Below are 25,382 nucleotides of genomic sequence, written 5' to 3'. Positions count from 1 at the left end.
AGTACAAGTTAGCTCGCAAAAGGTTATAACTTTTGTTCTCAAAAACCTCTAAAAATAAAAAAGACTTCTCATTGAGAAGTCTTTTTTGCTCAAATAAACACTTAATAATTAGAGCTTGACTAACTTAGTTGTTCTGGTTTTGTTGTTACCATCTTCAACCTTAACAATGTACATTCCAGTATTTAAACTAGAAATATTAAAAGTGTCATTTTTGGTAAAATTACCTCTAAATGATTTTACCATTTTACCAGTTAAGTCATAAATTTCAATATCAGAAACATTAGAATTTATATTAAATGATGATTGCGTAGGATTTGGATAAATTGAAAATACAGATTGCGTTTGGTCATCTATACTTAACACGTTCGATGGTTGGTTACCTAAAATTCTGAATTGGCCAGCGGGTAATGATATCGTTGCTGTTGAATTAGAAACCGTAGTATTTCCGGTCGGGTCCATTAAATCATACCACGTAGTGGTTACACCTGCTGGGAAATTAGTATTAACGGTTTGCGTGTTAACATCAAAATTAGCAAGAATTATAACATTTCTAAGCTCTGTTGCTGGTATAGCGGTGTCAAAAATATCAATTCGAGGAGTGAAATCTCCAGACGACATGGTGTAATCACCTTCAAATACAGGCTCTTCAATTTTAAGCTTATGTAATTTAGACCAGTCTTCGTAAATCTGTCCTCTTATGGCATCAGTGAGCCAATTATTTACCCATTGTGGTTGCGGTTTGGTGTCTAACTTACAATCGCCATCACCACCTCCAGGTAGATTAACTGTGCCATTGTTACATGTAAAGATTGAGTTTTCCATTCCTAAATCACCAAAATGCCAAATCATTTTTGGTCCAGGAACCATGACTGATACCGCAGCTAAAGCAGACATGCGAGATAACGCAGTATTTAAATCTTGTACATTGTGGCTACTATTACTTGTATTTCCAAACTGAAGATTTTTATACATTAAGCGTTCTTCGTCATGACTTTCTGGATAACCTAAAACTCTTGGCCCATCGAAAGACGATCTTGATTTGTGTCCAATACCATTAATATTTTTGTTACCGTTTTGCCCCATGGTTAATTCATTATAAGGATCTGTCATTTTGCCCCACATCATAACACCTTTTCCTTCAGAATACCTATAATTTGCCCATTCTTTTTCTTCGTTCTCACTCCCTAAATGTTCAAAAATAACGTAGTGATCATCGTCAATTGACCACGAATAATCTGCATATTCTTTAAGCACATCGACACGATCTTGTTGGTAGGTATTAGTACAACCTTCGTTACCAGGAGAGCAATTTTGGGTAAACCCTTTGGTTAAATCCCAACGGAAACCGTCTATATTATATTCTTCAATCCAATGCTTAATTACACGCTTTACGTAGTTTTTAACTACATTGTTTTGATGATTATAGTCGTACCCTACACTGTAACTGTGGGTTGCTTGAAGGTTAAAGTATGGATTCTGAGAGGTTGGATCACCAAAACCGTTACCGTCGGGATCACTCATCCACATTCTAACCATTGGAGAGCGACCAAAGGCATGATTTAGTACCAAGTCTAAGATTACGGCGATTCCGTTTTGATGACATAGATCGATAAACTCCTTTAGCTTATCAGGTGTTCCGTAGAACTTATCGAGTGCCATATGATAAGAAGTGTTATATCCCCAACTTTCATTGCCTTCGAATTCCATTACAGGCATTAGGTGAATTGCATTGATATTTAAATTTTTAAAATAATCGATTTTATCAATTAAGTCTTGATAATTTCTGTCTGCATCAAAATCTCTAACTAAAACTTCATAAACTATTAAATCCTCTTTTTTAGGCTTTGTAAAGTCAGGGACTTGCCAATTATAGGGTGTTTGTCCAGTTTCTAAGACTGATACCTCAAAACCTGCTGCCTCTTGCGGAAAAGAAGGGAGATTAGGATATGTTGAAGCTGGTATCCAAGGATCATCGAATTCTGATAATACTAGTGTTGAGTAGGGATCTGCAACATATACAATTGAAGGAGAATTTGTTGCAGGTGTTTTATCTCCTACCCAGTATTCAAAGGTTTCAATTTGTCCTGGTGTTAGACCCGTAATTTCTAGCCAAAACAAGTTACGTGAAAAATCACGTTTCATGGCATAGCTTAAGTCAGGTTGATAGTTATTGAAACTTCCAGCTACGTAAACAAAATCTTTACCAGTAGCATAAAGCACTAATACAACGGTGTTATCATCAACGTAATTAATACCTTCGTGGTAATTCTCTGTCATAAACCCAAGAATGGAACCTGGATCTACAATAACACTAAAACTCCGTGTTATGGTTGTCCCATCTAAAACCGCAGTTAATTCGTAAGAGGTGTTAGTTGTAATATTTGTGGCTGTGTAGGAATAGTTAGCAGTACTTGGGTTAGAATTAATAACTGATCCGTTGGCTGTTAGGGTATAACTAGCATTACCGCCAATGTTACTTGCTGCTATATTAAAATTGTCCCCAGAATTAATAATGGTTGTATCTTGAGTCGGTGCACTCAGGCTTACCTGAAATGATCCCACTTGAAATATAAAATCTTGACAGCCACTGGCTTTGTATTCTTGTGAGCCATCTTCATTTCTAAAAACCATCCCCATCTGTATAACGTTAGACACTTGCTGAGGCGTAAGATTGTAATAAGTTTCTGGCACTATAGTTATGGAGTAAATGCCACCACCTTCGTTTGTCATCTCACCAACACCGTCATCTTGTCCCCAGTTTCCGATAACACTTATGCCAAATGCATTGTTACCATCACCAACTCCAGAATGCATGTACACTTTTGTTGGATTACTAAAACCGTTACAGTCTGTGGCGCTGCTATTAGTGTTTAATGTGATTGTGATGCTTTCATCTACCTCGAATGGATCTGGACTGATTGTGACTTGACCATAGGAAAGAGTGAAGCCCACTAATGTTAATATTATTGAGTAATACTTTTTCATAATTCTTTTTTTTAAAAAAAGGACTAACTGGAAATCACTTATTTAGGATTTTCAAGTAGTCCTTTTAAACGTTAAATAAAATTTAAATTAATTAATTCTATTTAGTAGATAGCTGTTGTCGTTTAAGTCTATTCTTACTCTGTAATTCCCAGCCGTTACATCTATATTGTTGTCTGGATCTTGGTCAAGGGTACCATCATTACCAGCATCACCTAAATCGTCACCACTTCCCCAATCATTGTTAGTTCTAAATTTAATTTGACCGTCAATCAGCGGTGCTAAATCCCCAACAAGAATACCATCTTGGATTTCTGTAAGTGCAAAGTCAGGACCTGCTGAGCCCCAATCATTATAACCAGAACCAACAACACCCCAAACATCATTTTCAACAATACTGTAGCTGTTGTCATTAAAGTTGATAGTGATAAGATAATTACCAGCCGTAACATCAATATTATTATCAGCATCTTGATCTAGAATACCATCATCACCTGCATCACCTAAGTCATCACCACTTCCCCAATCATTATTGGTTCTAAATTTGATTTGACCATCTACTAAAACTACGCTTACCTTAAAAGAATCTGATGTGTAATCATAGTAGAACTTTGCATCTGGTCCAGCGTTACCCCAATCATTATAACCAGAACCAACAACACCCCAAGAAAACTCATCGATTGAATATGCGTTTGTAGATGTATTGAACGTAATTCTGTAATTACCAGCTGTAACGTTAATATTATTATCCGGATCTTGATCTAAGATACCGTCACCATTTGAATCACCTAAATCTGTTCCGCTGCTCCAGTCATTATTTTCTCTAAACTTAATTTGTCCATCAACTAATGTAACATAAGCTACAATTACATCTGCGTCCATAGTAGAATAAAACGTACCATCTGGTCCAGCATTACCCCAATCATTGTATCCAGATCCTACAACACCCCAAGAAACTGGCATAATACCGCCACCTCCTGTGTCCATTTGCTCTAATAATTCTACATTTAAAATTAAGACATCAGAGAAAGCCTCGGTCCCACTGCCTGTATCTCCAGGAAAAGCTCTTAATCTTACAGAGAAGGAACCAGTGTTTGGTGCAGCCGTGCCTGGATCATTGTCTAAACCTGCTTCGGTAGCAACCGTAATCATTTGTCCTATACTCATTGCTATCTCATTGTCGGTAGAAGAACTCACTACAACTGCATCACTAAAATCACCAGTAATAGATCTTTGGAGTTCGTATGTGATGTTGGTAGGTGAACCAAAATCAGCATTACCCCAAGTGAAACGCTCACCTAAGTTTCCAGAAGTAGCGTTCGATAATATATAATTGTCTTGAAGCGAATTTGTAAATACAAATCCTTCTGGGTCTTGTGTTGTGAAAACAACGTCATCTTCCATTTCACAACTATTAAGGTTTATTAAGGCAAAGATGAAAAAGCCTAAAATTGATAATTTTTTCATAGTTAATTTATTAATATCCTGGGTTTTGTTCTAAGTTAGTGTTTAGTCCTAAGTCTGTTTCTGGTATAGGCATAATATCTCTAAAGGCCTCAGTTGTGGTACCAGATTGTATTCCACCTTTCCATTGCCATACACCATTTTCAGAAAATTGGTTGAAGCGAATTAAATCAGTTCGTCTGTGGGCTTCCCAATATAGTTCACGACCACGCTCGTTAATTATAAAATCTAAGGTAATGTCTCCGGCTGAAATATTACCGCTTGCATTACCATAGGCACGCTCTCTTAGAGTATTAATGTAAGATACTGCGGTATTAATATCACCACCAGCGCCACGCGCTACGATTTCAGCGTACATTAAATAAGCATCTGCCAATCTAAACATAGGAAAGTCAATATCAGTATGATCTCCGGTTGTATCAGAGCCTTGGTTACCATCAACGTCTACGTTGCGATATTTAAAAATACCGTAGCCGTCTGTAAATGTTGTTATAGAATTAATATCTTTTTCTTGGCCATCAGTCCACAGCAGGGCTCTGCCATCTGCAGAGTTTTCTTCATCCGGAAATAATTCTACAAAAGTTGGAGTAGTTCTAATGCCAAACCAACCTCCATTAATACCAAAAAAAGAAGTTGCTACGTCATTCATGGTTCCACCTACTGGTGCATGTGTCAAGAAAGTCATTCCACCAAAAGCTTGAGTTCTTAGTCCATCAAACGGTATGGTGAAAATAACTTCTGATTGTGCCCCATTTGTAGAATTATCTGCTAAAAATGAGTGACCATAAGGTATAGATGTATCTATGTTATAACCTGCACCTATAATATTATTAACATAGGTTAAAGCATCGCTATATCTAGCAGTACCTGTGTAAACTTCGGCATTAAGATATAATTTTGCTAAAAGCATCCACGCAGCACCACGATCAGCTCTACCATAGTATATCATAGGGTCAGCATTTGCTGGTGCCATTTCATCTAATATATCAATTAGCTCATTTTCAATATAATTGAACAAATCTGTTCTCGAGATTTGAGGCGGTAAGAATGCTCCTATTGGATCGTTTTCAGTTACAAATGGCGGATTTGCATACAAATCCATGGCATGCCAATACGATAGGGCACGAAGAAATCTCGCCTCTGCACGATATATTTGTATCTCAGCGATAAGATTTTGTTCTACACCTCTGTCGCTTAGTTTACCGTCTGTAGTTTGTCTTAAAAACTCATTGCATAAAGCTACCTGATACATTATTCTGCTGTACATGGTTCGTATAAACTCGTTTCCAGAGGTCCACACTTGATTGTGTAAATCCTGAATTGTTCCATCATTCCAAGCAATTATTGCTTCGTCTGTGGTTAATTCTTGCATTTTCCAATATAATCTTAAATAGTTGGAAAATCCTTCATCTAACCCTTGTAGGTCAGGCTGTCCTGCAGGACCTTGCTGCCCACTTAAGCTTATTCCGGCATAAAGTTTACCTAGAAATTGCTCGTAAGAGGCAGGGTCATCAAAAGCAGCGTCACCAACAAGTCTTTCATCCTCTGGTTGCAGGTCGAGTCTATCAGCACAAGATTGTACCAATATCAAACTCAGAAACGCTACAAACAGAAGTACTGTCGTTCTTTTCATCATAGCTTTAAAATTTAAATATTTAATTTTCATCGTTTTTTAAAATGTTAAGTTAAGTCCAAGTACTATATCTCTTGTTCGAGGGTACGGACTATTTTCTATACCATTACTAATTTCCGGATCTAAACCGCTATAGTCTGTTATAACAAATAGGTTTGTAGCTGTAAGTGATGTGCGTAAAGTCATTTTGTCAAAAGGGAGAGTGTAGCCTAAAGACAAGTTATCTAATCTTACAAAATCTGCACGCTCTATATAGTAATCTGAAAATAATTCTTGATTACTAAAATTAGAGTCTAAGAAACTAGCATGAGCATTAGCTATGTAACCAGGTTGATTAATGATTGAATTTAAGTTACCAGTATCAGAGGCATTATTATTATAGACATGATTACCAATGGATCCACGGAAGGTAAAGTTGAGATCAAAGTTTTTGTACGAAAAACTATTAGTGAAACCAAAGAATGCATCTGGAGTTGCCTTCTTGTAAGGCTGCCTATCAGCCTCTGTAATTTGGTTATCACCGTTTACATCTACGTATGATCCTTGTATAGGATTACCTTCATCATCATAAACTTGTCTAAATACAAAGAAGGTGAAAGGATCAAAACCTGGTTTAAACAATTGAATTTGATTACCTACACCTCCAGATATCCCTCCAGTTGGAATTATAAAACCAGAGGCATCATTAAGACTCAATTTTGTAATTTCTTGCTCCTGAAATGTGATATTAAAATTAGAGTCCCATCTAAAGTTGTCGTTTTGGGCAATAACACCATTAACAGCTATTTCTAGACCTCTGCTCGTTACAGAACCAATATTGGTTAATAATAAGTCAGTAAGGTTAGCTCCAGCCGGAACAGGAACTGTTGCAAGTAAGTCATCAGTTTCGCGATAGTATAAATCAACAGTACCTGCGAGACGATTATTGAAGAAACCAAAATCTAAACCAGCGTTATATTGCGTTGTTTCTTCCCATGTTCTGTTTGCGTCTAAGCCTTGTGGACGTAGCGTAGATATAAATCTAGGGTCTCCATTAGCTAAAAAACCAAATTGAACATTAGCCGCGTTATTTAATGATGGTGTGTAAAGACCTAGATAACCATAATTTTCATTAATTTCTTGTTGGCCTGTAACACCCCAACCACCTCTTATTTTTAAATTAGAAAAGAATGAATTTTCCATCCATGGCTCATTCATAATTTTCCAACCTACAGATACACCAGGGAATACACCCCAGCGATTATCTTCTGAAAATCTAGAAGAACCGTCTGTTCTAATAATACCAGATATTAAATATTTATCCGCAATATCAAAGCTAGCTCTGGCAAAGTAAGACTCTAAAGCATTTCTATCTATCGTCGTATCTACAAAAGAAATATTTGATTGTTCATCTACGTCTGTACGAATATAAAACTCTTGGAAGGCATATCCTGCCATTAAATCTACTTTTGTATCTAACGATTCTACATACTTTTTATAATTAAATGTGAAATCTAGGTTTGTATTTCGATTGAGACCAGATGATATGCCATTAAAATCAACGGCGTCTGGGTTGTTTGGATTACCTCTAGAAAAGCGATATCCATCATTTTCTGCATAATCTAAACCTGCATTAAGATTGAATTTCAATTCTGGTAAAAACCAAAATTTATAATCTATATTAAAGTTAGATATAATGCGTTTAATTGTTTGTCTATCATTGTAGTTAGCGTTATCTATTGTCCAAAGAGGATTGGCAGGTGCTAAAGGAGCACCTTGTCCATATTGATAAAACTCACCGTTTTCGTTTCTAATAGGCTGCGTAGGGTCGAATCTTATAGCTTGTCCTATTGCACCTTGGTTAGCATAATCATATTCGTCTTGAACCGCTCTTGCCACTAAAGTTAATTTTAAGTCATTATCCAAAAGACGTTGTTCAAAAGAGGTGTTTATACCGTTACGTTCATATAAATCCTGAAGTGGTCCTTCTTGAGAGGTGTGGTTAAAATTAATTCTGAAGTTAAAATTTTCATACCCTTTAGAGGCTGTTATATTGTGTATAGCGCCTATTCCAGTTGTAAAAAGTTCATCTTGCCAATCTGTATTAGAATTTCCTAATTCAGAGGGGTCAATACCGTTGTCGAGTGCAATGGTTCTAAAGCGTTCTGCACCTAGAACGTCTGTCATGTTTGCTACACGGCGAGTTGAGACTTGTAAACCATATTCTAATTTTAGAGGTTGGTTTGCTCTTCCTTTTTTAGTAGTAATTAAGATTACACCATTTGATGCACGCGACCCATAAATGGCTGTAGCAGACGCATCTTTAAGGACAACAAAATCTTTAATATCTTCTGGGTTAATAGCATTTAGTGCGTTTCGGCTTCCTTGGGCACCACCTCTTTGATCTATCGGTAATCCATCAATTACAATCAAAGGCGCATTAGACGCTGTTAAGGAAGCGCCACCACGTATTCTAATTTCTCCACCTTCACCGGCAGCACCACCGCCAGGAGTGACTCTTACACCTGCTGCTTTACCCGCAATTAATTGTTGCGGTGCAACAATAGCTCCTTTATTAAACTCGTCTGAGCTTACCTGTTCTACAACACCCGTAGCATCTTGCTTTGTTGTAGAACCGTAACCTATAAGTACTACTTCATCTAGTTGTGCGGCATCTTCTTCTAAAGAAACATCAATTGTAGATTGGCCATTAAAAATTATTTCTTGAGTTTTGTAACCAACATAAGAAACCACTACAGTTTCTCCTTGGTTAACGTCTATGGAGAATTTACCATCAAAATCAGTAGAGGCACCTCTAGACGTTCCCTTTATCAGTACATTTACGCCTGGTAAAGGCATAGCGTTTGCCTTATCTGTTACTGTGCCTGAAACAGTTGTTTGAGCCAACAGTGTAGCCGGTGCCATTATCAAACAGAACAGTAAAGCATTTAAGAATGTTTTCATACAATGTTTTTAAGTTAATTGCTTAGTTAATTGGTTTATATTTTCACTTCTTGGGTTAAATCTATGTAAAATTAGTGTGATTTGAATGTTAAAAAACATGACATTCGTCACGAAAACGTTTTCGTGTTAAAAACTTTTTAACAATCATTAACATTTTTAGAAAAATACCAAAAAAATAAGAAATTCGCAATATGAACGAATTAAAATTAAAGACTTAAGAATTATATTTCTTAAATAAGGTTATCTTCGTCTATTGATTTATAGCTAAAATATGAAACGAAAAATTACATTAAAACAAATAGCAAGGGAATTAGAGGTTTCTATTTCTACAGTTTCAAAAGCCTTGAGAAATAGTGCAGAAATAAGCGAAGATACCAAGCAAAAAGTACAAGCGTTTGCTAAATTATATAATTACAGACCTAATAATATTGCATTAAGCCTTAAAAACAGAAAAACCAATACAATAGGTATTATTATTCCTGAAATTGTCCATCATTTCTTTTCTAAAGTAATTCGTGGTGTAGAGTTGGTGGCCAACAAAAGAGGCTATAATGTTATTGTAGGGCTTTCAAATGAGTCTTTTTCAAAAGAGGTAATCAATATGGAAATGCTTGCCAACGGTAGCATTGATGGTTTTATCCTTTCAATATCTAAAGAAACACAACAGCTTCAAGATTACCATCATTTTAACGAAACCATGAGTCAGGGCATGCCCATTGTAATGTTTGATCGTGTGGTCTCGGATATTAATTGCGATAAGGTTATTGTAGATGACTTAAATGGAGCTAAGAATGCTGTGGAGAAGTTGATAGAAAATAAATGTAAATCTATTGCTTTAATTACCACAAAAGATTACGTAAGTGTCGGCAAGCTTAGAACACAAGGGTATCTCAACGCATTAGAAAATCATAAAATACAACCAAAGGCAGAGCTGATTTTAAAGATTGATGATACCCTAGACTACGAGTCTAATTTAGAGGCATTAGAACATGAAGTTGAGCAACTCTTTAAATCCAATGATGAAATAGACGGGATTTTTGCGGTTAACGAACTTTATGCTTTGTCGGCAATGAAGGTCGCTAGAAAATTGGGTCTAGATATTCCAAATGATATACAAGTTATTGGGTTTACTGACGGTGTTTTGTCTAAACATTCAACACCGAGTTTAACCACGGTTAGCCAACATGCACAACAGATGGGTGAGAGTGCAGCAAATTTACTTATTAATAAATTAGAAAATAAAATAGAAATAGAAGAGGAAAGGTTTCAAACCATTATTATTGAAACTGAATTGATTGAGCGCGAATCCACTAAATAGAAATTTAACATTGGTGTTCTAAAATCTTTTATATCTTTACCCGATAATCAAAACTTATATTTTCACTTCTCACAATAAGTTTTGATAAGCCTTTGCTTGTCAGAATAGTATTAATTAAATATACTATTTTATGAAAAAGCGTATTCTCGGATTCTGGGAAATTTGGAACATGAGTTTCGGTTTCTTAGGTATACAGATGGGTTTCGCCCTGCAAAATGCCAATGCTAGCAGAATTTTACAAATTTTTGGTGCGGATGTCCACGAACTCTCATGGTTTTGGCTCATTGCGCCAATTATGGGATTAATCGTACAGCCTATTATAGGTCATTATAGTGACAATACCTGGACACGTTTTGGTAGAAGAAAGCCTTTCTTTCTCTTAGGTGCTGTGTTGGCTTCTATTGGTATGGTGCTCATTCCGCAAGCAGATTTTATGATTGCAATTTTACCTGCCTTGTGGGTAGGTGCTGGTATGCTCATGATAATGGATGCCTCATTCAATATTGCTATGGAACCGTTTAGAGCTTTGGTGGCAGATAATTTGTCTGACGAGCAAACGACCAAGGGCTTCAGTATCCAAACAGCGCTCATAGGTATTGGTGCTGTTATCGGATCTTGGTTACCTTGGATGCTTACCAATTGGTTTAATTTTGAAAAAACATCACCAGAAGGCACTGTTCCCGAAAATTTATTATGGTCATTTATCATTGGTGCTATGGTGCTTATTGGTTCAATATTGGTAACCATATTTACAACCAATGAATACTCGCCCGAAGAACTGCAACAATTTGAAAATACAAAGCATATACAGGATGAAGCTGTAAAAATTGAAGGCGAACAGCCTAAAGCAAAGCTTGCGGATATCTTTGAAGATTTTGTTAAAATGCCAGAGACAATGCGCCAACTAAGTTGGGTACAGTTTTTTTCTTGGTTTGCCCTTTTTGGTATGTGGGTTTTTGCCGTGCCAGCAATAGCTCAGCACATCTATGGTCTGCCAGCAGACGATTCTAGTAGTGAACAATACCAAGAAGCAGGAAACTGGGTAGGTATTTTATTTGGTATTTATAACGGTATATCTGCAATAGTCGCATTTTTACTTCCTATAATTGCGAAACGCATAAGCCGAAAAAAAACACATGCTTACGCATTATTTGCAGGAGGATTAGGACTAATTCTTATTTATTTTACCTCAAACGAATATGGTCTTATTTTACCTATGGTTTTAATCGGCATTGCTTGGGCAAGTATTCTATCCATGCCTTACGCTATGTTGGCCGGATCTATATCACCAAAAAAGATGGGTGTATACATGGGTATTTTCAATTTTTTTATTGTAATTCCTCAAATTATCAACGGAATTATTGGTGGCCCCTTGGTAAAGTATGTTTACGGTAACCAAGCTATTTTCGCCATTGTAATCAGTGGTGTAAGTTTAATTGTGGCTGGCTTATTGTCTTTCAAAATTAACGATACAAAAGATAAAATTACAACAGTAAATTAATGAACAAAAAAGGCTTCATATTCGATTTAGATGGTGTTATCGTAGACACCGCAAAATACCATTTCTTGGCTTGGAAAAAACTGGCTAATGATTTGGGTATAGACTTTACCGAAGAAGAAAACGAACAACTTAAAGGAGTAAGCCGAGTAAAATCGCTCGAAAAGATATTAGCTTGGGGAAATAAGACCCTCTCAGAAAATGAATTTAACGCGCAAATGGCTAAGAAAAATGATGACTACTTAAGCTATATTGCTAAAATGGACGAATCTGAAATTCTTCCAGACGTGCCAAAAGTACTCAACTTTTTGAGTGAAAATAAGCAGCCTATATCCTTAGGTTCTGCAAGTAAAAATGCCAGAATCATTCTAGAGCGTGTTAACCTAAAAGAACAATTCGATGCTGTTGTAGATGGTAACGATGTTACCAAAGCAAAGCCAGACCCAGAAGTGTTTTTAATAGCAGCAAAATTGTTAAATGTAGCACCCGAAAAATGCATTGTTTTTGAAGATTCAGTAGCAGGTGTAGAAGCTGCCAATGTTGCCGATATGATATCTATAGGTATTGGTAGCAAGGATATATTAGGCAGCGCAAATTATGTCTTCAAGGATTTTACTGAAATCTCAGAAGACTTCATAGAACAACTTATAAACAAATAAAAATTAAGCCTTTTTCTTGGCTCAAAAAAGAAACAAATGAACTTAGATTATATCATACCTAACGCTTGGTCAATCATAGAAGAAGGATTCGACCCAAACAAAGTAAAAGCTTCAGAAAGTATCTTTAGCTTAGGAAATGGTGCAATGGGACAACGTGCCAATTTTGAAGAGAGGTATTCCGGACCTACGTTTCAAGGAAGTTACATAGCAGGTGTTTACTATCCAGATAAAACAAGAGTAGGTTGGTGGAAAAACGGTTATCCAGAGTATTTTGCTAAGGTGTTAAACGCACCAAGTTGGATTGGTATAAACGTTATGATTAATGATGAAACCTTAGACTTGCATACCTGTAAAAAGGTCGAAAACTTTAAACGCCAGCTTCATATGAAAGAAGGTTGGCTGTCCAGAAGTTTTACTGCAACACTTCAAAATGACGTAGAGGTTGAAGTTAATGTAAAGCGTTTTTTAAGTCTTACTGAAGATGAAGTTGGTGCAATAAACTATGAAATAAAACCACTAAATTCTGATGTTAAGGTAACCTTTCAACCCTATTTAGATAGCGGAATTACAAATGAAGATACCAACTGGGACGACCAGTTTTGGGATACGCAAGATGTGGTTCAAGATGGTGAAAAGGCATTCATCAAGGCCAAAACAATGAAAACGGAATTCCATACCTGTACATTTATGGAATCTCGAATTTTCCTCAATGGAACCTCAGTTGAAGCAAACGCAACAGTTGATAAAACGTCAAACAAAATAGCTTTTACGTATACGCAAGATGCGAAGCAAGGTGAAACTGTTTCTATCCATAAATTTGGTGGTTATACGGTTGATAGGAATCACGATAAAGACCGATTAATCAATGCTGCAAGTTCAGTTTTAGATACAGCTGTAAATGCTGGTTTTTCAAGTTTACTAGATTCTCAAAAAGAAGCTTGGGCTAAGATTTGGGATATGGCAGACATCACTATAGACGGTGATTTAAAAGCGCAACAAGGCATTCGATTTAATATCTTTCATTTAAATCAAACTTATTTAGGAACTGACCCACAATTAAACATAGGTCCTAAAGGATTTACAGGCGAAAAATATGGTGGAAGTACGTATTGGGACACCGAAGCCTATTGCATTCCATTTTATATGGCAACCAAAGATCAAAGTGTTGCCAGGATGTTGTTAACCTATAGATATAAGCACTTAGAAAAAGCTATTGAAAATGCCGAAAAATTAGGCTTCAAAAATGGTGCGGCTTTATATCCAATGGTAACCATGAATGGTGAAGAATGCCATAACGAGTGGGAAATTACCTTTGAAGAAATCCACAGAAATGGTGCGATAGCGTTCGCTATTTACAACTATTTCCGTTATACAGGAGACTTTAGTTATGTGCCAGAAATGGGACTAGAAGTATTAATCGGTATCGCAAGATTCTGGCACCAACGTGCTACATTTTCAACATACAGAAATAAGTATGTCATTCTTGGTGTAACAGGTCCAAACGAATACGAAAACAACATCAATAATAATTGGTACACCAACTACATTGCACAATGGTGTATAAAGTATACTGCAGAATGCATAGACAAGGTTGAAGCTGATTATAATACTGATTACACACGTATTATGAACAAAGCTAAACTCTCAAAAGCTGAAGTTAAAGAGTGGCTAGAAGTGGCAAATAATATATACTTCCCTTATTCTGAAGAACACAATGTGTATTTACAACAAGATGGTTTCTTAGATAAGGAATTAATCACTGTGGCAGATTTAGACAAGTCGCAACGCCCAATTAACCAAAAGTGGTCTTGGGACAGAATTTTACGTTCGCCATACATTAAGCAAGCTGATACATTACAAGGATTCTATTTCTTTGAAGACCATTTTACAACTGAAGAATTAGAGCGTCATTTCGATTTTTATGAGCCATTTACGGTTCACGAAAGTTCGTTGTCACCCTGCGTTCACAGTATCCAGGCTGCGAAGTTAGGCCGAATGGAACAAGCATACACGTTCTATTTAAGAACATCGCGTTTAGATTTAGATGACTATAACCACGAAGTGCACGAAGGACTTCACATTACTTCTATGGCAGGTACTTGGATGAGTATTGTAGAAGGTTTTGGTGGTATGCGTGTTAAGGACAATAGGCTAACGTTTGAACCTCGTATTCCTGAGCAATGGGAAGGCTACTCATTCAAAGTGAATTTTAGACATCAAATCTTGAAGGTTATCGTTAATCAAGGTAAAACACACTTTGAAGTTGATGGAGACCGAGATTTACAAATAATAGTTAATGATGAAAACGTAACCATTTCGCCAAACAACTTAGTAACAGTTTAGCTGTTAAATTTTACAAGAACATTAAACTTATTATTATGAAGAAACTATCATTAGTTATAACACTTTTTTCAATCGTTTTAATGTGGTCTTGTAAAGAAGAGGCAGAGTCTACTACGACTGAAACTGAAGATAAACCAGTAGTTGAAGTGAATGACATTGACAGAGTTGAACCACCATTTTGGTGGACAGGCTTTCAAAACAAAGCGCTTCAACTTTTGGTTAAACATCCAAATATTGGTAATGCTAAAGTTGAAATTTCAAAATCTGGAATCACACTTAAAGAAGTCCATAAAGCCGATAGTCCAAACTATCTGTTTTTAGATTTAGAAATTGCTGAGAGTGCTAAGCCAGGTAAATTCAATATTTTTTTTAAACAGAAAGATGGCACCGAATTAACGCAAACTTACGAGTTAAAAGCACGAGAAAAATCTGCTGAAGATTATGTAGGTTTCAATAGTTCAGATGCCATTTATCTTATTACGCCAGACCGTTTTGTTAATGGAAATACTCTAAATGATACACCATTGGGCATTGAGGGTGGTCCTAAAATGAAAGAGCAAACCATAAATAGAAATGATGACTATGCAAGACATGGTGGTGATATTGAAGGAGTTATAAAACACATTGATTACATTCACGATTTAGGTTTCACCGCAGTTTGGCCACAACCTCTATTAACCAACGATATGAAAAGAGGGTCTTATCATGGTTACGCGGTAACAGATCTGTATCAAATTGATCCACGCTTCGGAACTTTAGAGGATTACAAAGAGTTATCAGCTAAGCTGAGAGAAAAAGGGATGAAACTCGTAATGGATCAAGTGGCCAACCATTGTGGATTATACCATTGGTGGATGAAAGATTTACCATTTAAGGACTGGGTAAATCTTCAAGAAAATTACGAGGAAAACATAGAAAATTGGGGCAATGATTTCACAATTAATTCTAATCATAGACGTACTACAAATCAAGATATTTATGCTTCAAAAGCCGACCATGATGGCATGTCTCAAGGTTGGTTTGTAGCGACAATGCCAGATTTGAATCAAAAAAATCCTTTTATGGCCAAGTACATCATTCAAAATAGTATTTGGTGGATTGAAACTGCCCAACTTGGTGGTATTCGTCAAGACACTTATCCTTATCCAGACAAGGATTTTATGAGTGATTGGGCTGGCGCTATAATGACCGAGTATCCAAATTTTAGTATTGTAGGCGAAGAGTGGAGCTACAATCCGTTATTAATTGGGTATTGGCAAGAAGGTGCCAATAACAGAGATGGTTACGATTCTAATTTGCGTTCTACAATGGACTTTGCGATGCAAAAGCTCGTTGTTGATGGTATAAAGGAAGATGAAGCTTGGGACAAAGGTTTGGTAAAAATCTATGAAGGTTTGGCAAACGACTTCCATTATGCGAGTCCAAAAGACATTATGGTTTTTGAAGGTAACCATGATAAAAGCCGAATATTCACAGAAATGGAAGGTGATATTACCAATACCAAAATGGCAATGGCGACCTACGCCGTATTGCCAAGAATTATGCAGATGTATTACGGTACTGAAATCTTAATGGACGATTTTGAAAAACCTGGTGACCATGGTTTAATCAGAACTGATTTTCCGGGTGGTTGGGAAGGTGATGCTGTTAATGCGTTTACAGGTAAAGGCTTAACAGATGAACAGAAAGATATGCAGATGTTCATTAAAAAGCTTTTCAATTACAGAAAACATAGTAAAGCCATTCACGACGGAAAAACAGTGCATTTTGCACCATTCGTAGGTACGTACTTTTTGTATCGTACATTAGGAGATGAAACCGTGGTTTTAATTCTTAATAAGAATGAAGAACTCATTACGATTGATCTTAATTACCAAGAGGAAATGGGATTAAAAGGCAAGACACTTAAAAATATTATTACTGGCGAAACCGAAAAATGGGGAGAAGTTATAGAACTAAAATCTAAAGGTGTTACTATTCTAACCACAAAGCTATAAAGATGAAAAAATTGAGCATGATAATTTGCTTCAGTTTACTGGTATTTTCTTGCAAAGAAGACACTAAAAAGCATGACACATCAACACCAGTACAGAATAGTGAAGAACAATCTATGGTTAAATTCAAAATGGTTGAAGATGCCAAACTAGCTTCAGGAAAATTGTTGCGAGTTGAAGATTTTCCATCAGAATACATAAAACCAAGACCAGTTGATGTTTGGTTGCCTGAAGACTATTCCGAAGATAAAAAATACAACGTCTTATATATGCACGATGGACAAATGTTGTTTGATAGTACCACAACATGGAACAAACAAGAATGGAAAATTGATGAGTGGGCAACACAATTAAGAGAAGATGATAGAGTCGAGAATTTTATTATAGTTGGTATTAATAATATACCTAAAAACCGATGGCAAGATTTATTTCCTCAAAAGGCGTTCGATTCTTATTTAGACGAAGAAACTCGTGAAAGCTTATTAGAAGAAGCTGTAAATGCTGATAAGGATACTAAATTTTATGGCAATAATTATTTAAAGTTTATTGTTGAAGAATTAAAACCTGTAATAGATAGCACGTATTCTGTGTATACAGACCAAGAACACACTTTTGTAATGGGTTCTAGTATGGGAGGATTAATGTCTATGTATGCTATTAGTGAATATCCTGAAGTATTTGGAGGAGCTGCTTGTTTGTCTACGCATTGGATTGGTGCTGCACCAAGAGAAGATAATCCTATACCAGATGCTATATTTAAATATATGGAGGATAATCTGCCACAAGCAGGACAACACAAATTGTATTTCGATTACGGTAACAAAACTTTAGACCAACATTATCCACAATACGCACCAAGAGTTGACGCTATTTTAAAACAAAAAGGATATACAGAAGACAACGCTAAGAACTTATTTTTTGAAGGTACAGACCATTCTGAAAATTCTTGGAATGCAAGGTTAGATCAACCGTTAACGTTTTTGTTAGGTAACTAAATCCATTAATTGTCATCCTGAACTCGTTTCAGGATCTTATTAAATTATATGAAACATATCATCCTATACATCTCAATTTTCTTCATAACGGTTTCAGTAGTTGCACAAAACCCAAACCGTGTATACCAATCGCATCAACTTGAAAATGGAAAATTAAGCGTTACCACTAACGATGGTGAATATATATTTCAATTTTATTCTCAAAATACTATTGAGACCACGTTTATTCCAAAAGGCGAAAGTCAAAAAAAAGAAAGTCATGCTGTAGCTCAACATACTAAAAACTCTGATGTGAGTCTTAAAATAACTAATGGTGGTATTCTAGAATTTATTGGTTCAAACAGTTTAAAGGATTGTTTGCCTTCAAACCTCAATTGCAACTATTTTACAACAGTAAAAATCCAGAAATCACCTTTCCAAATTTCATATTACTACAAAGACAAATTCATTACTTCCGAAAAACGCGGCTACTACAAAAGTAAGCACGAGCCAATGGATATGGTAAAAGACAACATCGTTGCCGATTCCACCGAAAAAATTGAATTCAACCTATTAAAAGATGAAGTCCTTTATGGCGGAGGCGCAAGAGCTTTAGGTATGAACCGCAGAGGATACAGGTTGCCATTGTACAACCGAGCGCATTATGGTTACGAAACGCATAGCGAGTTGATGAATTACACAATGCCAATCGTATTGTCGTCCAATCAATATATGATTCACTTTGACAATGCACCAATTGGGTATTTGGATTTGGACAACAAAGGCGATAACACCTTAACTTACGAAACCGTTTCTGGTCGTAAAACCTATCAAATCATCGTAGGAGAATCGTGGTACGATATGTTGAATAATTATACCAATCTCACAGGAAAGCAACCGATGCTACCACGTTGGGCTTTAGGTAATTTTTCGAGCCGATTTGGATACCATTCACAACAAGAAGTTGAGGAAACCATAGCAAAATTCAAAGAAGAAAAAATTCCTGTAGATGCCATTATTTTAGACTTATACTGGTTTGGTAAAGATATTAAAGGCACTATGGGAAATTTGGAAATCTTCCGAGATTCATTTCCAGATTTTGAAGGTATGGTAAAACGCCTTAACGATAAAGGTGTCAAGGCCATTCCGATTACAGAACCTTTTATATTGACGACCTCTAAAAAGTGGGATGAAGCTGTGGCTAAAAATATATTAGCTAAAGATTCTTTAGGAAACGATGCTAGGTACGATTTTTACTTCGGAAACACTGGCATTATTGACATCTACAAACCAGAAGGCGAACAATGGTTTTGGGATATTTATAAAGATTTGGCCAATAAAGGTGTGGCTGGTGTTTGGGGAGATTTAGGTGAACCAGAAGTCCATCCAGATTGGGTACAACATCATACTGGTTCGGCTTCCGAAGTGCATAATATTTACGGCCACGATTGGGCACGTTTAATCTATGAAGGTTACGAACGCGATTTCCCAGAAACAAGGCCATTTATTTTAATGCGTGCTGGGTATTCTGGTAGTCAACGTTACGGAATGATACCTTGGTCTGGCGATGTTAACCGAACTTGGGGAGGACTGCAAAGTCAACCTGAAATTGCATTGCAAATGGGAATGCAAGGTTTGGCGTATATGCATAGTGATTTAGGTGGTTTTGCAGGCGCAAATTTAGATGATGAGCTTTATGTACGTTGGTTGCAGTATGGAGCATTCAATCCAATTTTTAGACCGCACGCTCAAGAAGATGTACCAAGCGAGCCAATTTACAGAAGTGAAAAAGCCAAGCGATTAGCGAGTTTTGCCATTGCAATGCGATACAGATTATTACCATATAACTATAATTTGGTATACGAAAATCACAAGTATGGAAAGCCATTAATGCGTCCATTATTATTTGAAGAACCTAACAATCCTGAATTATTCAATTATACCAAAACCTATTTATGGGGAAATGATATTTTAGTATCGCCAGTTTTAGAAGCAGGTAAAAAAGAGCAAGAAATTTACTTTCCAAAAGGTTCAAAGTGGTTTGATATTGAGACTGATAAGATTACAGAAGGAGGCACAACAAAGACCGTTCAGTTGCGAGAAGATTTTATTCCCGTTTATGTAAGAGCAGGTGCATTTATTCCATTAACCGATATGGTTCAGACTACAGAAGATTATGATGACAGTAGGTTTCAATTGCAATACTACCACGATGATTCTATAAAAGAATCTGAGCGAGAATTCTATTTTGATGATGGAAAAACAGCCAATCCAATCGAGAACGAAGCTTATCAGATTTTAGAGTTCGAAGCTGAAGTTGATGGCAATTGGTTAGAAATAGAATTTGAAGCTGAAACTGGCAAAAACTATTCAGCTAAATCAAGAACGATAGACTTAACCATTCATAACATCAAGAAGGAACCTAAAAAAATTAAAGTAGGTAAGAAAAAGGTTGAAGGAACTTATAATTCAAAACATAAAACCTTAACCCTAAATGTGAGTTGGGATACTTCAACCGAAAAGGAAATTAAAATAAAGTTAAAGAGATAAAACCAAATACCAAGACCTAGCAGGTTTTAAAACCTCGCAGGTCTACTAACAATAATGAAAACAAAAACAACATACATTATAGCGTTTCTATTGCTTACCATTTTGGCTTGCAAAGATGAAACCAAAGAAAGGACTACACTTACCGACAAAACCGAAGAAAAAATGCCCAAAATAAAAAAGAAAGAAGTCGTATATCAGGTGTTTACACGTTTATTCGGAAATACCAATACCAACAACAAACCTTGGGGAACTTTAGAAGAAAATGGAGTTGGTAAATTCAACGATTTCACGGATAAAGCACTTGCTGAAATTAAGGATTTGGGAGTGACACATATTTGGTACACAGGTGTGCCACATCACGGTGTAATTACCGACTATTCAAAATACGGAATTTCTAACGATGATCCTGATGTCGTTAAAGGTCGTGCAGGTTCGCCTTATGCGGTTAAGGATTATTATAATGTAAATCCAGATTTAGCTGAAAATGTAGAAAACCGATTACAAGAGTTTGAAGCCTTAATCGAGCGTTCGCACAACGCAGGTTTAAAAGTGTTAATAGATATTGTTCCAAACCACGTGGCTCGAAATTATCAGAGTTTAACTAATCCTGAAGGCACAACGGATTTTGGAGCAGAAGATGATAAAACTGTGACTTACGCAGTCAATAACAACTTTTATTACAATCCAGGTGAAGCTTTTAAAGTGCCCAATTGGAAAAACGGTTATCAGCCTTTAGGAGGCGAAAATCATCCCAAAGCTGACGGAAAGTTTGAAGAAATTCCTGCAAAATGGACAGGTAATGGTTCAAGAGCGTCGCAGCCCAATATGAACGATTGGTACGAAACCGTAAAAGTGAACTATGGAATCAATCCAGATGGCAAAAAAGATTTTGACGAACTTCCTGAAGGTTTCGATAACAAAGATTATAAAGCACATTATAACTTTTGGAAAGACAAAACAGTGCCTAGTTCTTGGGTAAAGTTTAAAGACGTTGCCCTGTATTGGACAGCCAAAGGTGTAGATGGTTTCCGATTTGATATGGCAGAAATGGTGCCTGTAGAATTTTGGAGTTACATGAATTCCCACATTAAAATGAAGAATCCAGAGGCATTTTTATTGGCTGAGGTTTACCAACCACATTTGTATAGAGCTTACATCAAAAAAGGAAAAATGGATTACTTGTACGACAAGGTACAATTGTATGATACCTTAAAACACGTAATGCAAGGTCATGGAAGTACGTACAACATTCCTCCAATTCAAGAGGATTTAAAAGATATTGAGCATCATATGCTTCACTTTTTAGAAAATCACGACGAGCAACGTATTGCAAGTCCAGATTTTGCTGGTAATGCTGAAAAAGGAAAACCAGCAATGGTCGTTTCTGCAACCATAAGTACCTCACCAACAATGGTCTATTTTGGTCAGGAATTGGGTGAAAAAGCTGAAGAAGATTTAGGTTTTGGTGACCCAATACGAACATCCATTTTCGATTACGGAAGTGTGCCTAGCGTTGTGCGTTGGGTAAACAACAAACAGTTTGATGGCGGCCAATCTACCGAAGCCGAAAAAAACTTGAGAGATTTCTACAAGCGCTTGTTAAACTTCACCATTACCAGTGATGCTTTAATGGGAGACTATCAAGATTTGCAACACTATAATCAGCAACATACAGAATGGTATAACGATAAAGTCTTAAGTTTTGCACGTTGGAGTGCTAATGAAAAACTCATTATAATTTCAAACTTTAATGCTGAAAACATTTATGGTTTTGAATTGCAATTACCAGAAGATTTAATCTCAAAATTAAAGTTGAAAGATGGCGACTATCAAGTTGAAGACCAGTTGTACAAGAATTATACTTCAACTTTAAAAGTTGAAGGCGGTAAAGCCCAAGTTCGTATTGATATAAAACCTTTAGAATCATTTATACTTAAGATAAAGTAATCATGAAAAAACTAATATTTACCTTTTTTGCAATTGCGCTGTTTGCAAATTGTAAAGAAGAAAAAAAAGAAAGCAAAATAATAGAAGACGAGCCAAAAACGAGTGTTGAAATTGAACCGATTTCAGATGAGGTTTTGGAAACTGCCGTGATTTACGAAGCTAACATTCGTCAATATTCACCAGAAGGTACTTTTGATGAATTTACAAAAGACATTCCAACGCTAAAAGCGTTGGGAGTCAAAGTGATATGGTTAATGCCTGTATTCCCAATTTCAGAAACGAAACGAAAGGCTGAAGGAGGAAAGTTTGCTTCAGAATTCCCAGAAGAAGAACAAGCTAAATATTTAGGAAGTTATTACGCAGTAACAGATTTTACTAAAATCAACCCTGAATTTGGTAACAAAGAAGATTTTAGAGAACTAGTTAAAACCGCTCACGAAAACGGAATTTACGTGATTTTAGATTGGGTACCAAACCATACAGGTTGGGATCACGAATGGATAAAAAATCATCCTGAATATTATACAAAAAACGAGTCTGGTGAAATCATTCATCCAAAAGGCACGGATTGGACAGACGTCGCAGATCTCAATTACGACAATCAAAGTATGCGCCAAGAAATGATTGAAGATATGTTGTACTGGGTAAAGGAAGAAGGTGTAGATGGCTTTAGATGTGATGTTGCAGGTTCGGTACCACTAGATTTCTGGAAAACGGCTATTTCAATATTAAGAAGTGAAACCAACGTTTTTATGCTTGCCGAAGCTTGGGAACCAGAATTATTAGATGGAGATTTGTTTGATATGGCGTATGCTTGGGATGGCCATCATTTAATGAACGCAATGGCAAAAGGCGAAAAAACAACAGAAGATTTTGATGCATACATAAACAAGGTTTCAAACGATTATGATGAAGACGATATCTTAATGAACTTCATCACCAATCACGATGAGAATTCTTGGAATGGTACGATAAAAGAACGAATGGGTGATAAAAAGGAATTGTTCACAGCACTTAAGTTTTTGATGCCTGGAATGCCTTTAATTTACAGCGGACAAGAATACGATATGGATCACCGTCTTAAGTTTTTTGAAAAGGATTCAATTCCTAAAACAAAAGGCGAATATTTCAATCTGTTGAAAAAATTAGGTGAACTTAAAAACACTAATCCAGCGCTTAATGGTGGTAAAAATGCTGCAGATTATAAACGACTGAATACAGAAAGCGATATTTTAATGTTTGAGCGTTCTAAAGATGAACAGACACTTTTGTTTGTTGGTAATTTTTCTGATGCAGGAAATAAAATTGCGATGCCAAAAGGCAAGTTTTTGAATTATTTGTCTAATGAAGAATTGGAATTAGTGGGTGATGCTTTTGAACTTAACCCTTGGGAATATAAAATTTTAATTAAGAAGTAATGTATAGATATTTTTTAGTAATAATTCTAGCTTTTTCATTATTTGGTTGTAAAGCTCAAAACGTTAATAGAGATGATAAGGAACAACAAACACGCTTTGATTGGGAAGGGGCTAATCTTTATTTTTTGCTAACAGATCGTTTTAATAACGGTGACACATCTAATGACATCAACTTCGATAGAACAAAAGAAACCGGAAAGCTTAGAGGTTTTAAAGGTGGCGATATCAAAGGGATTACACAAAAAATTAACGAAGGCTATTTCACCGATTTGGGTATAAATGCCATTTGGATGACACCAATTGTAGAGCAAATCCATGGCGGAACTGATGAAGGCACTGGAGTAACTTATGGTTTCCATGGGTATTGGGCTAAGGACTGGACAAACATAGACCCAAATTATGGCACAAAAGAAGATTTACATGAGTTAGTGAAAGTTGCTCACAATAATGGTATTCGCGTTGTTTTAGATGCTGTGATTAACCACACAGGTCCTGTTACTGAAAAAGATCCGGTTTGGCCAGAAGATTGGGTGAGGACAAGTCCACAGTGTCAATACAATAATTACGAAAACACGGTAACGTGTACGTTGGTAAAAAATTTACCAGACATAAAAACGGATAGCAACGAAAATGTAGAATTACCACCTCAATTGGTAAAGAAATGGAAAGCAGAAGGCCGCTACGAACAAGAAATGAAAGAACTCGATGCCTTTTTTGAAAGAACAGGACATCCTAGAGCACCACGTTTTTATATTATGAAGTGGCTAACGGATTATATCACCGAATTTGGTGTTGACGGTTACAGATGTGATACGGTAAAGCATACGGAAGCTTATGTTTGGGAGGAGTTTAAAAAAGAATGTGATTACGCGTTTGCCAAATACAAAAAGAACAATCCAGATAAAGTTTTAGACGACAATGATTTTTATTTGGTAGGCGAGGTATACAACTATGGTGTCAGTGGTGGAAAGCTATTTGATTATGGAGATAAAAAAGTAAACTTTTATGACGATATGTTTACCGAACAAATCAATTTTGAGTTTAAATGGAATGCAAAAGAACTGGATAATCAAGCGTTGTTCAAAAAGTATTCAGATATATTGAATGGTGAACTAAATGGCTTTGGCGTTTTAAATTATCTAAGTTCTCACGATGACGGTAGCCCGTTTGATCCCCAAAGGGAAAAACCATTAGAAACCGCTAACAAATTACTGTTATCTCCAGGTACTTCACAAGTATATTACGGCGACGAGTCTGCAAGACCTTTGATAATTGAAGATACGCAAGGTGATGCAACATTGCGCTCATTTATGAATTGGGATGCCATAAATTCAGACGAAAAAACAAAAGCCATTCTAACACATTGGCAAAAATTAGGTAAATTTAGAGAAAGACATCCTGCTATCGGAGCTGGTAGACATCAAATGATAACTCAAGACCCTTATTTGTTTTATAGAAGTTATCAAAACGGAGACTACAAAGATTTAGTCATTGTAGGTTTAGATTTACCAAAAGGAAAAAAAGTGATTGATGTTTCAAAGATTTTTGAAGAGGGTGATAAACTGCACGACGCCTACTCAGGTGAAAAGGCAACTGTAAAAAATGGAAATATAATTTTAGATTCAGATCATAATATCGTACTTATAGAAAAACAATAAA

The 25,382-nt window shown here is 36.3% G+C and carries 14 protein-coding genes; 10 read left to right on the top strand and 4 right to left on the bottom strand.

The features are described 5' to 3' along the window. Window positions 1–108: 108 nt before the first annotated feature. From BWZ20_RS06950 to BWZ20_RS06935, 4 genes are all read right to left on the bottom strand, one after another. Window positions 109–2,985, bottom strand: a complete 2,877-nt coding sequence (locus BWZ20_RS06950; protein WP_076618157.1) for an alpha-amylase family glycosyl hydrolase — start codon at window positions 2,983–2,985, stop codon at window positions 109–111. An 87-nt stretch (window positions 2,986–3,072) separates the two neighbouring features. Then, window positions 3,073–4,449 (bottom strand): SusE domain-containing protein, encoded by a 1,377-nt coding sequence (locus BWZ20_RS06945; protein WP_076618155.1) that lies wholly within the window; start codon window positions 4,447–4,449, stop codon window positions 3,073–3,075. A gap of 10 nt (window positions 4,450–4,459) precedes the next feature. Beyond that, window positions 4,460–6,079 carry a RagB/SusD family nutrient uptake outer membrane protein gene (locus BWZ20_RS06940; protein ID WP_076621286.1) on the bottom strand — a complete coding sequence of 540 codons (1,620 nt, stop codon included), beginning with the start codon at window positions 6,077–6,079 and terminating at the stop codon, window positions 4,460–4,462. A 39-nt stretch (window positions 6,080–6,118) separates the two neighbouring features. Then, on the bottom strand, window positions 6,119–9,022 hold the full coding sequence (locus BWZ20_RS06935) for a SusC/RagA family TonB-linked outer membrane protein (RefSeq protein WP_076618152.1): 2,904 nt from the start codon (window positions 9,020–9,022) through the stop codon (window positions 6,119–6,121). 271 nt (window positions 9,023–9,293) lie between these two features. Between BWZ20_RS06935 and BWZ20_RS06930 the strand changes: the two genes are divergently transcribed. The 10 genes from BWZ20_RS06930 to BWZ20_RS06885 all read left to right on the top strand — a co-directional run bounded on the left by BWZ20_RS06930 (window position 9,294) and on the right by BWZ20_RS06885 (window position 25,381). Beyond that, on the top strand, window positions 9,294–10,340 hold the full coding sequence (locus BWZ20_RS06930) for a LacI family DNA-binding transcriptional regulator (RefSeq protein WP_076618149.1): 1,047 nt from the start codon (window positions 9,294–9,296) through the stop codon (window positions 10,338–10,340). 130 nt (window positions 10,341–10,470) lie between these two features. Continuing rightward, on the top strand, window positions 10,471–11,841 hold the full coding sequence (locus BWZ20_RS06925) for an MFS transporter (RefSeq protein ID WP_076618147.1): 1,371 nt from the start codon (window positions 10,471–10,473) through the stop codon (window positions 11,839–11,841). Continuing rightward, the gene (pgmB, locus tag BWZ20_RS06920; protein ID WP_076618144.1) at window positions 11,841–12,497 is read left to right on the top strand and encodes a beta-phosphoglucomutase; all 657 of its coding nucleotides are present in this window, start codon (window positions 11,841–11,843) and stop codon (window positions 12,495–12,497) included. Before BWZ20_RS06925 ends, pgmB begins: the two co-directional genes overlap by 1 nt. 36 nt (window positions 12,498–12,533) lie before the next feature. Beyond that, complete coding sequence (locus BWZ20_RS06915) at window positions 12,534–14,840, top strand: glycoside hydrolase family 65 protein (RefSeq protein ID WP_076618140.1); 2,307 nt, start codon at window positions 12,534–12,536, stop codon at window positions 14,838–14,840. Window positions 14,841–14,875: 35 nt separating this feature from the next. Beyond that, window positions 14,876–16,837 (top strand): glycoside hydrolase family 13 protein, encoded by a 1,962-nt coding sequence (locus BWZ20_RS06910; RefSeq protein ID WP_076618137.1) that lies wholly within the window; start codon window positions 14,876–14,878, stop codon window positions 16,835–16,837. A gap of 17 nt (window positions 16,838–16,854) precedes the next feature. Continuing rightward, window positions 16,855–17,829, top strand: coding sequence for an alpha/beta hydrolase (locus BWZ20_RS06905; RefSeq protein ID WP_232217150.1), 975 nt, complete (start codon window positions 16,855–16,857; stop codon window positions 17,827–17,829). A gap of 48 nt (window positions 17,830–17,877) precedes the next feature. Next, a complete protein-coding gene (locus BWZ20_RS06900) occupies window positions 17,878–20,358 on the top strand; it encodes a TIM-barrel domain-containing protein (RefSeq protein ID WP_076618132.1) in 2,481 nt (826 codons plus the stop codon). A gap of 54 nt (window positions 20,359–20,412) precedes the next feature. Further along, window positions 20,413–22,305, top strand: a complete 1,893-nt coding sequence (locus BWZ20_RS06895; RefSeq protein ID WP_076618130.1) for an alpha-amylase family glycosyl hydrolase — start codon at window positions 20,413–20,415, stop codon at window positions 22,303–22,305. A gap of 2 nt (window positions 22,306–22,307) precedes the next feature. Beyond that, window positions 22,308–23,723, top strand: a complete 1,416-nt coding sequence (locus BWZ20_RS06890) for an alpha-amylase family glycosyl hydrolase (RefSeq protein ID WP_076618127.1) — start codon at window positions 22,308–22,310, stop codon at window positions 23,721–23,723. Further along, the gene (locus tag BWZ20_RS06885; protein ID WP_076618125.1) at window positions 23,723–25,381 is read left to right on the top strand and encodes an alpha-amylase family glycosyl hydrolase; all 1,659 of its coding nucleotides are present in this window, start codon (window positions 23,723–23,725) and stop codon (window positions 25,379–25,381) included. The genes BWZ20_RS06890 and BWZ20_RS06885 overlap by 1 nt, the downstream gene beginning before the upstream one ends. Window position 25,382 lies beyond the last annotated feature (1 nt).

It is taken from the genome of Winogradskyella sp. J14-2 (assembly GCF_001971725.1).
Taxonomy (GTDB): Bacteria; Bacteroidota; Bacteroidia; order Flavobacteriales; family Flavobacteriaceae; genus Winogradskyella.
The sequence above is the reverse complement of the archived record's forward strand: the minus strand, read 5'-3'. Positions and strand labels throughout refer to the sequence as shown.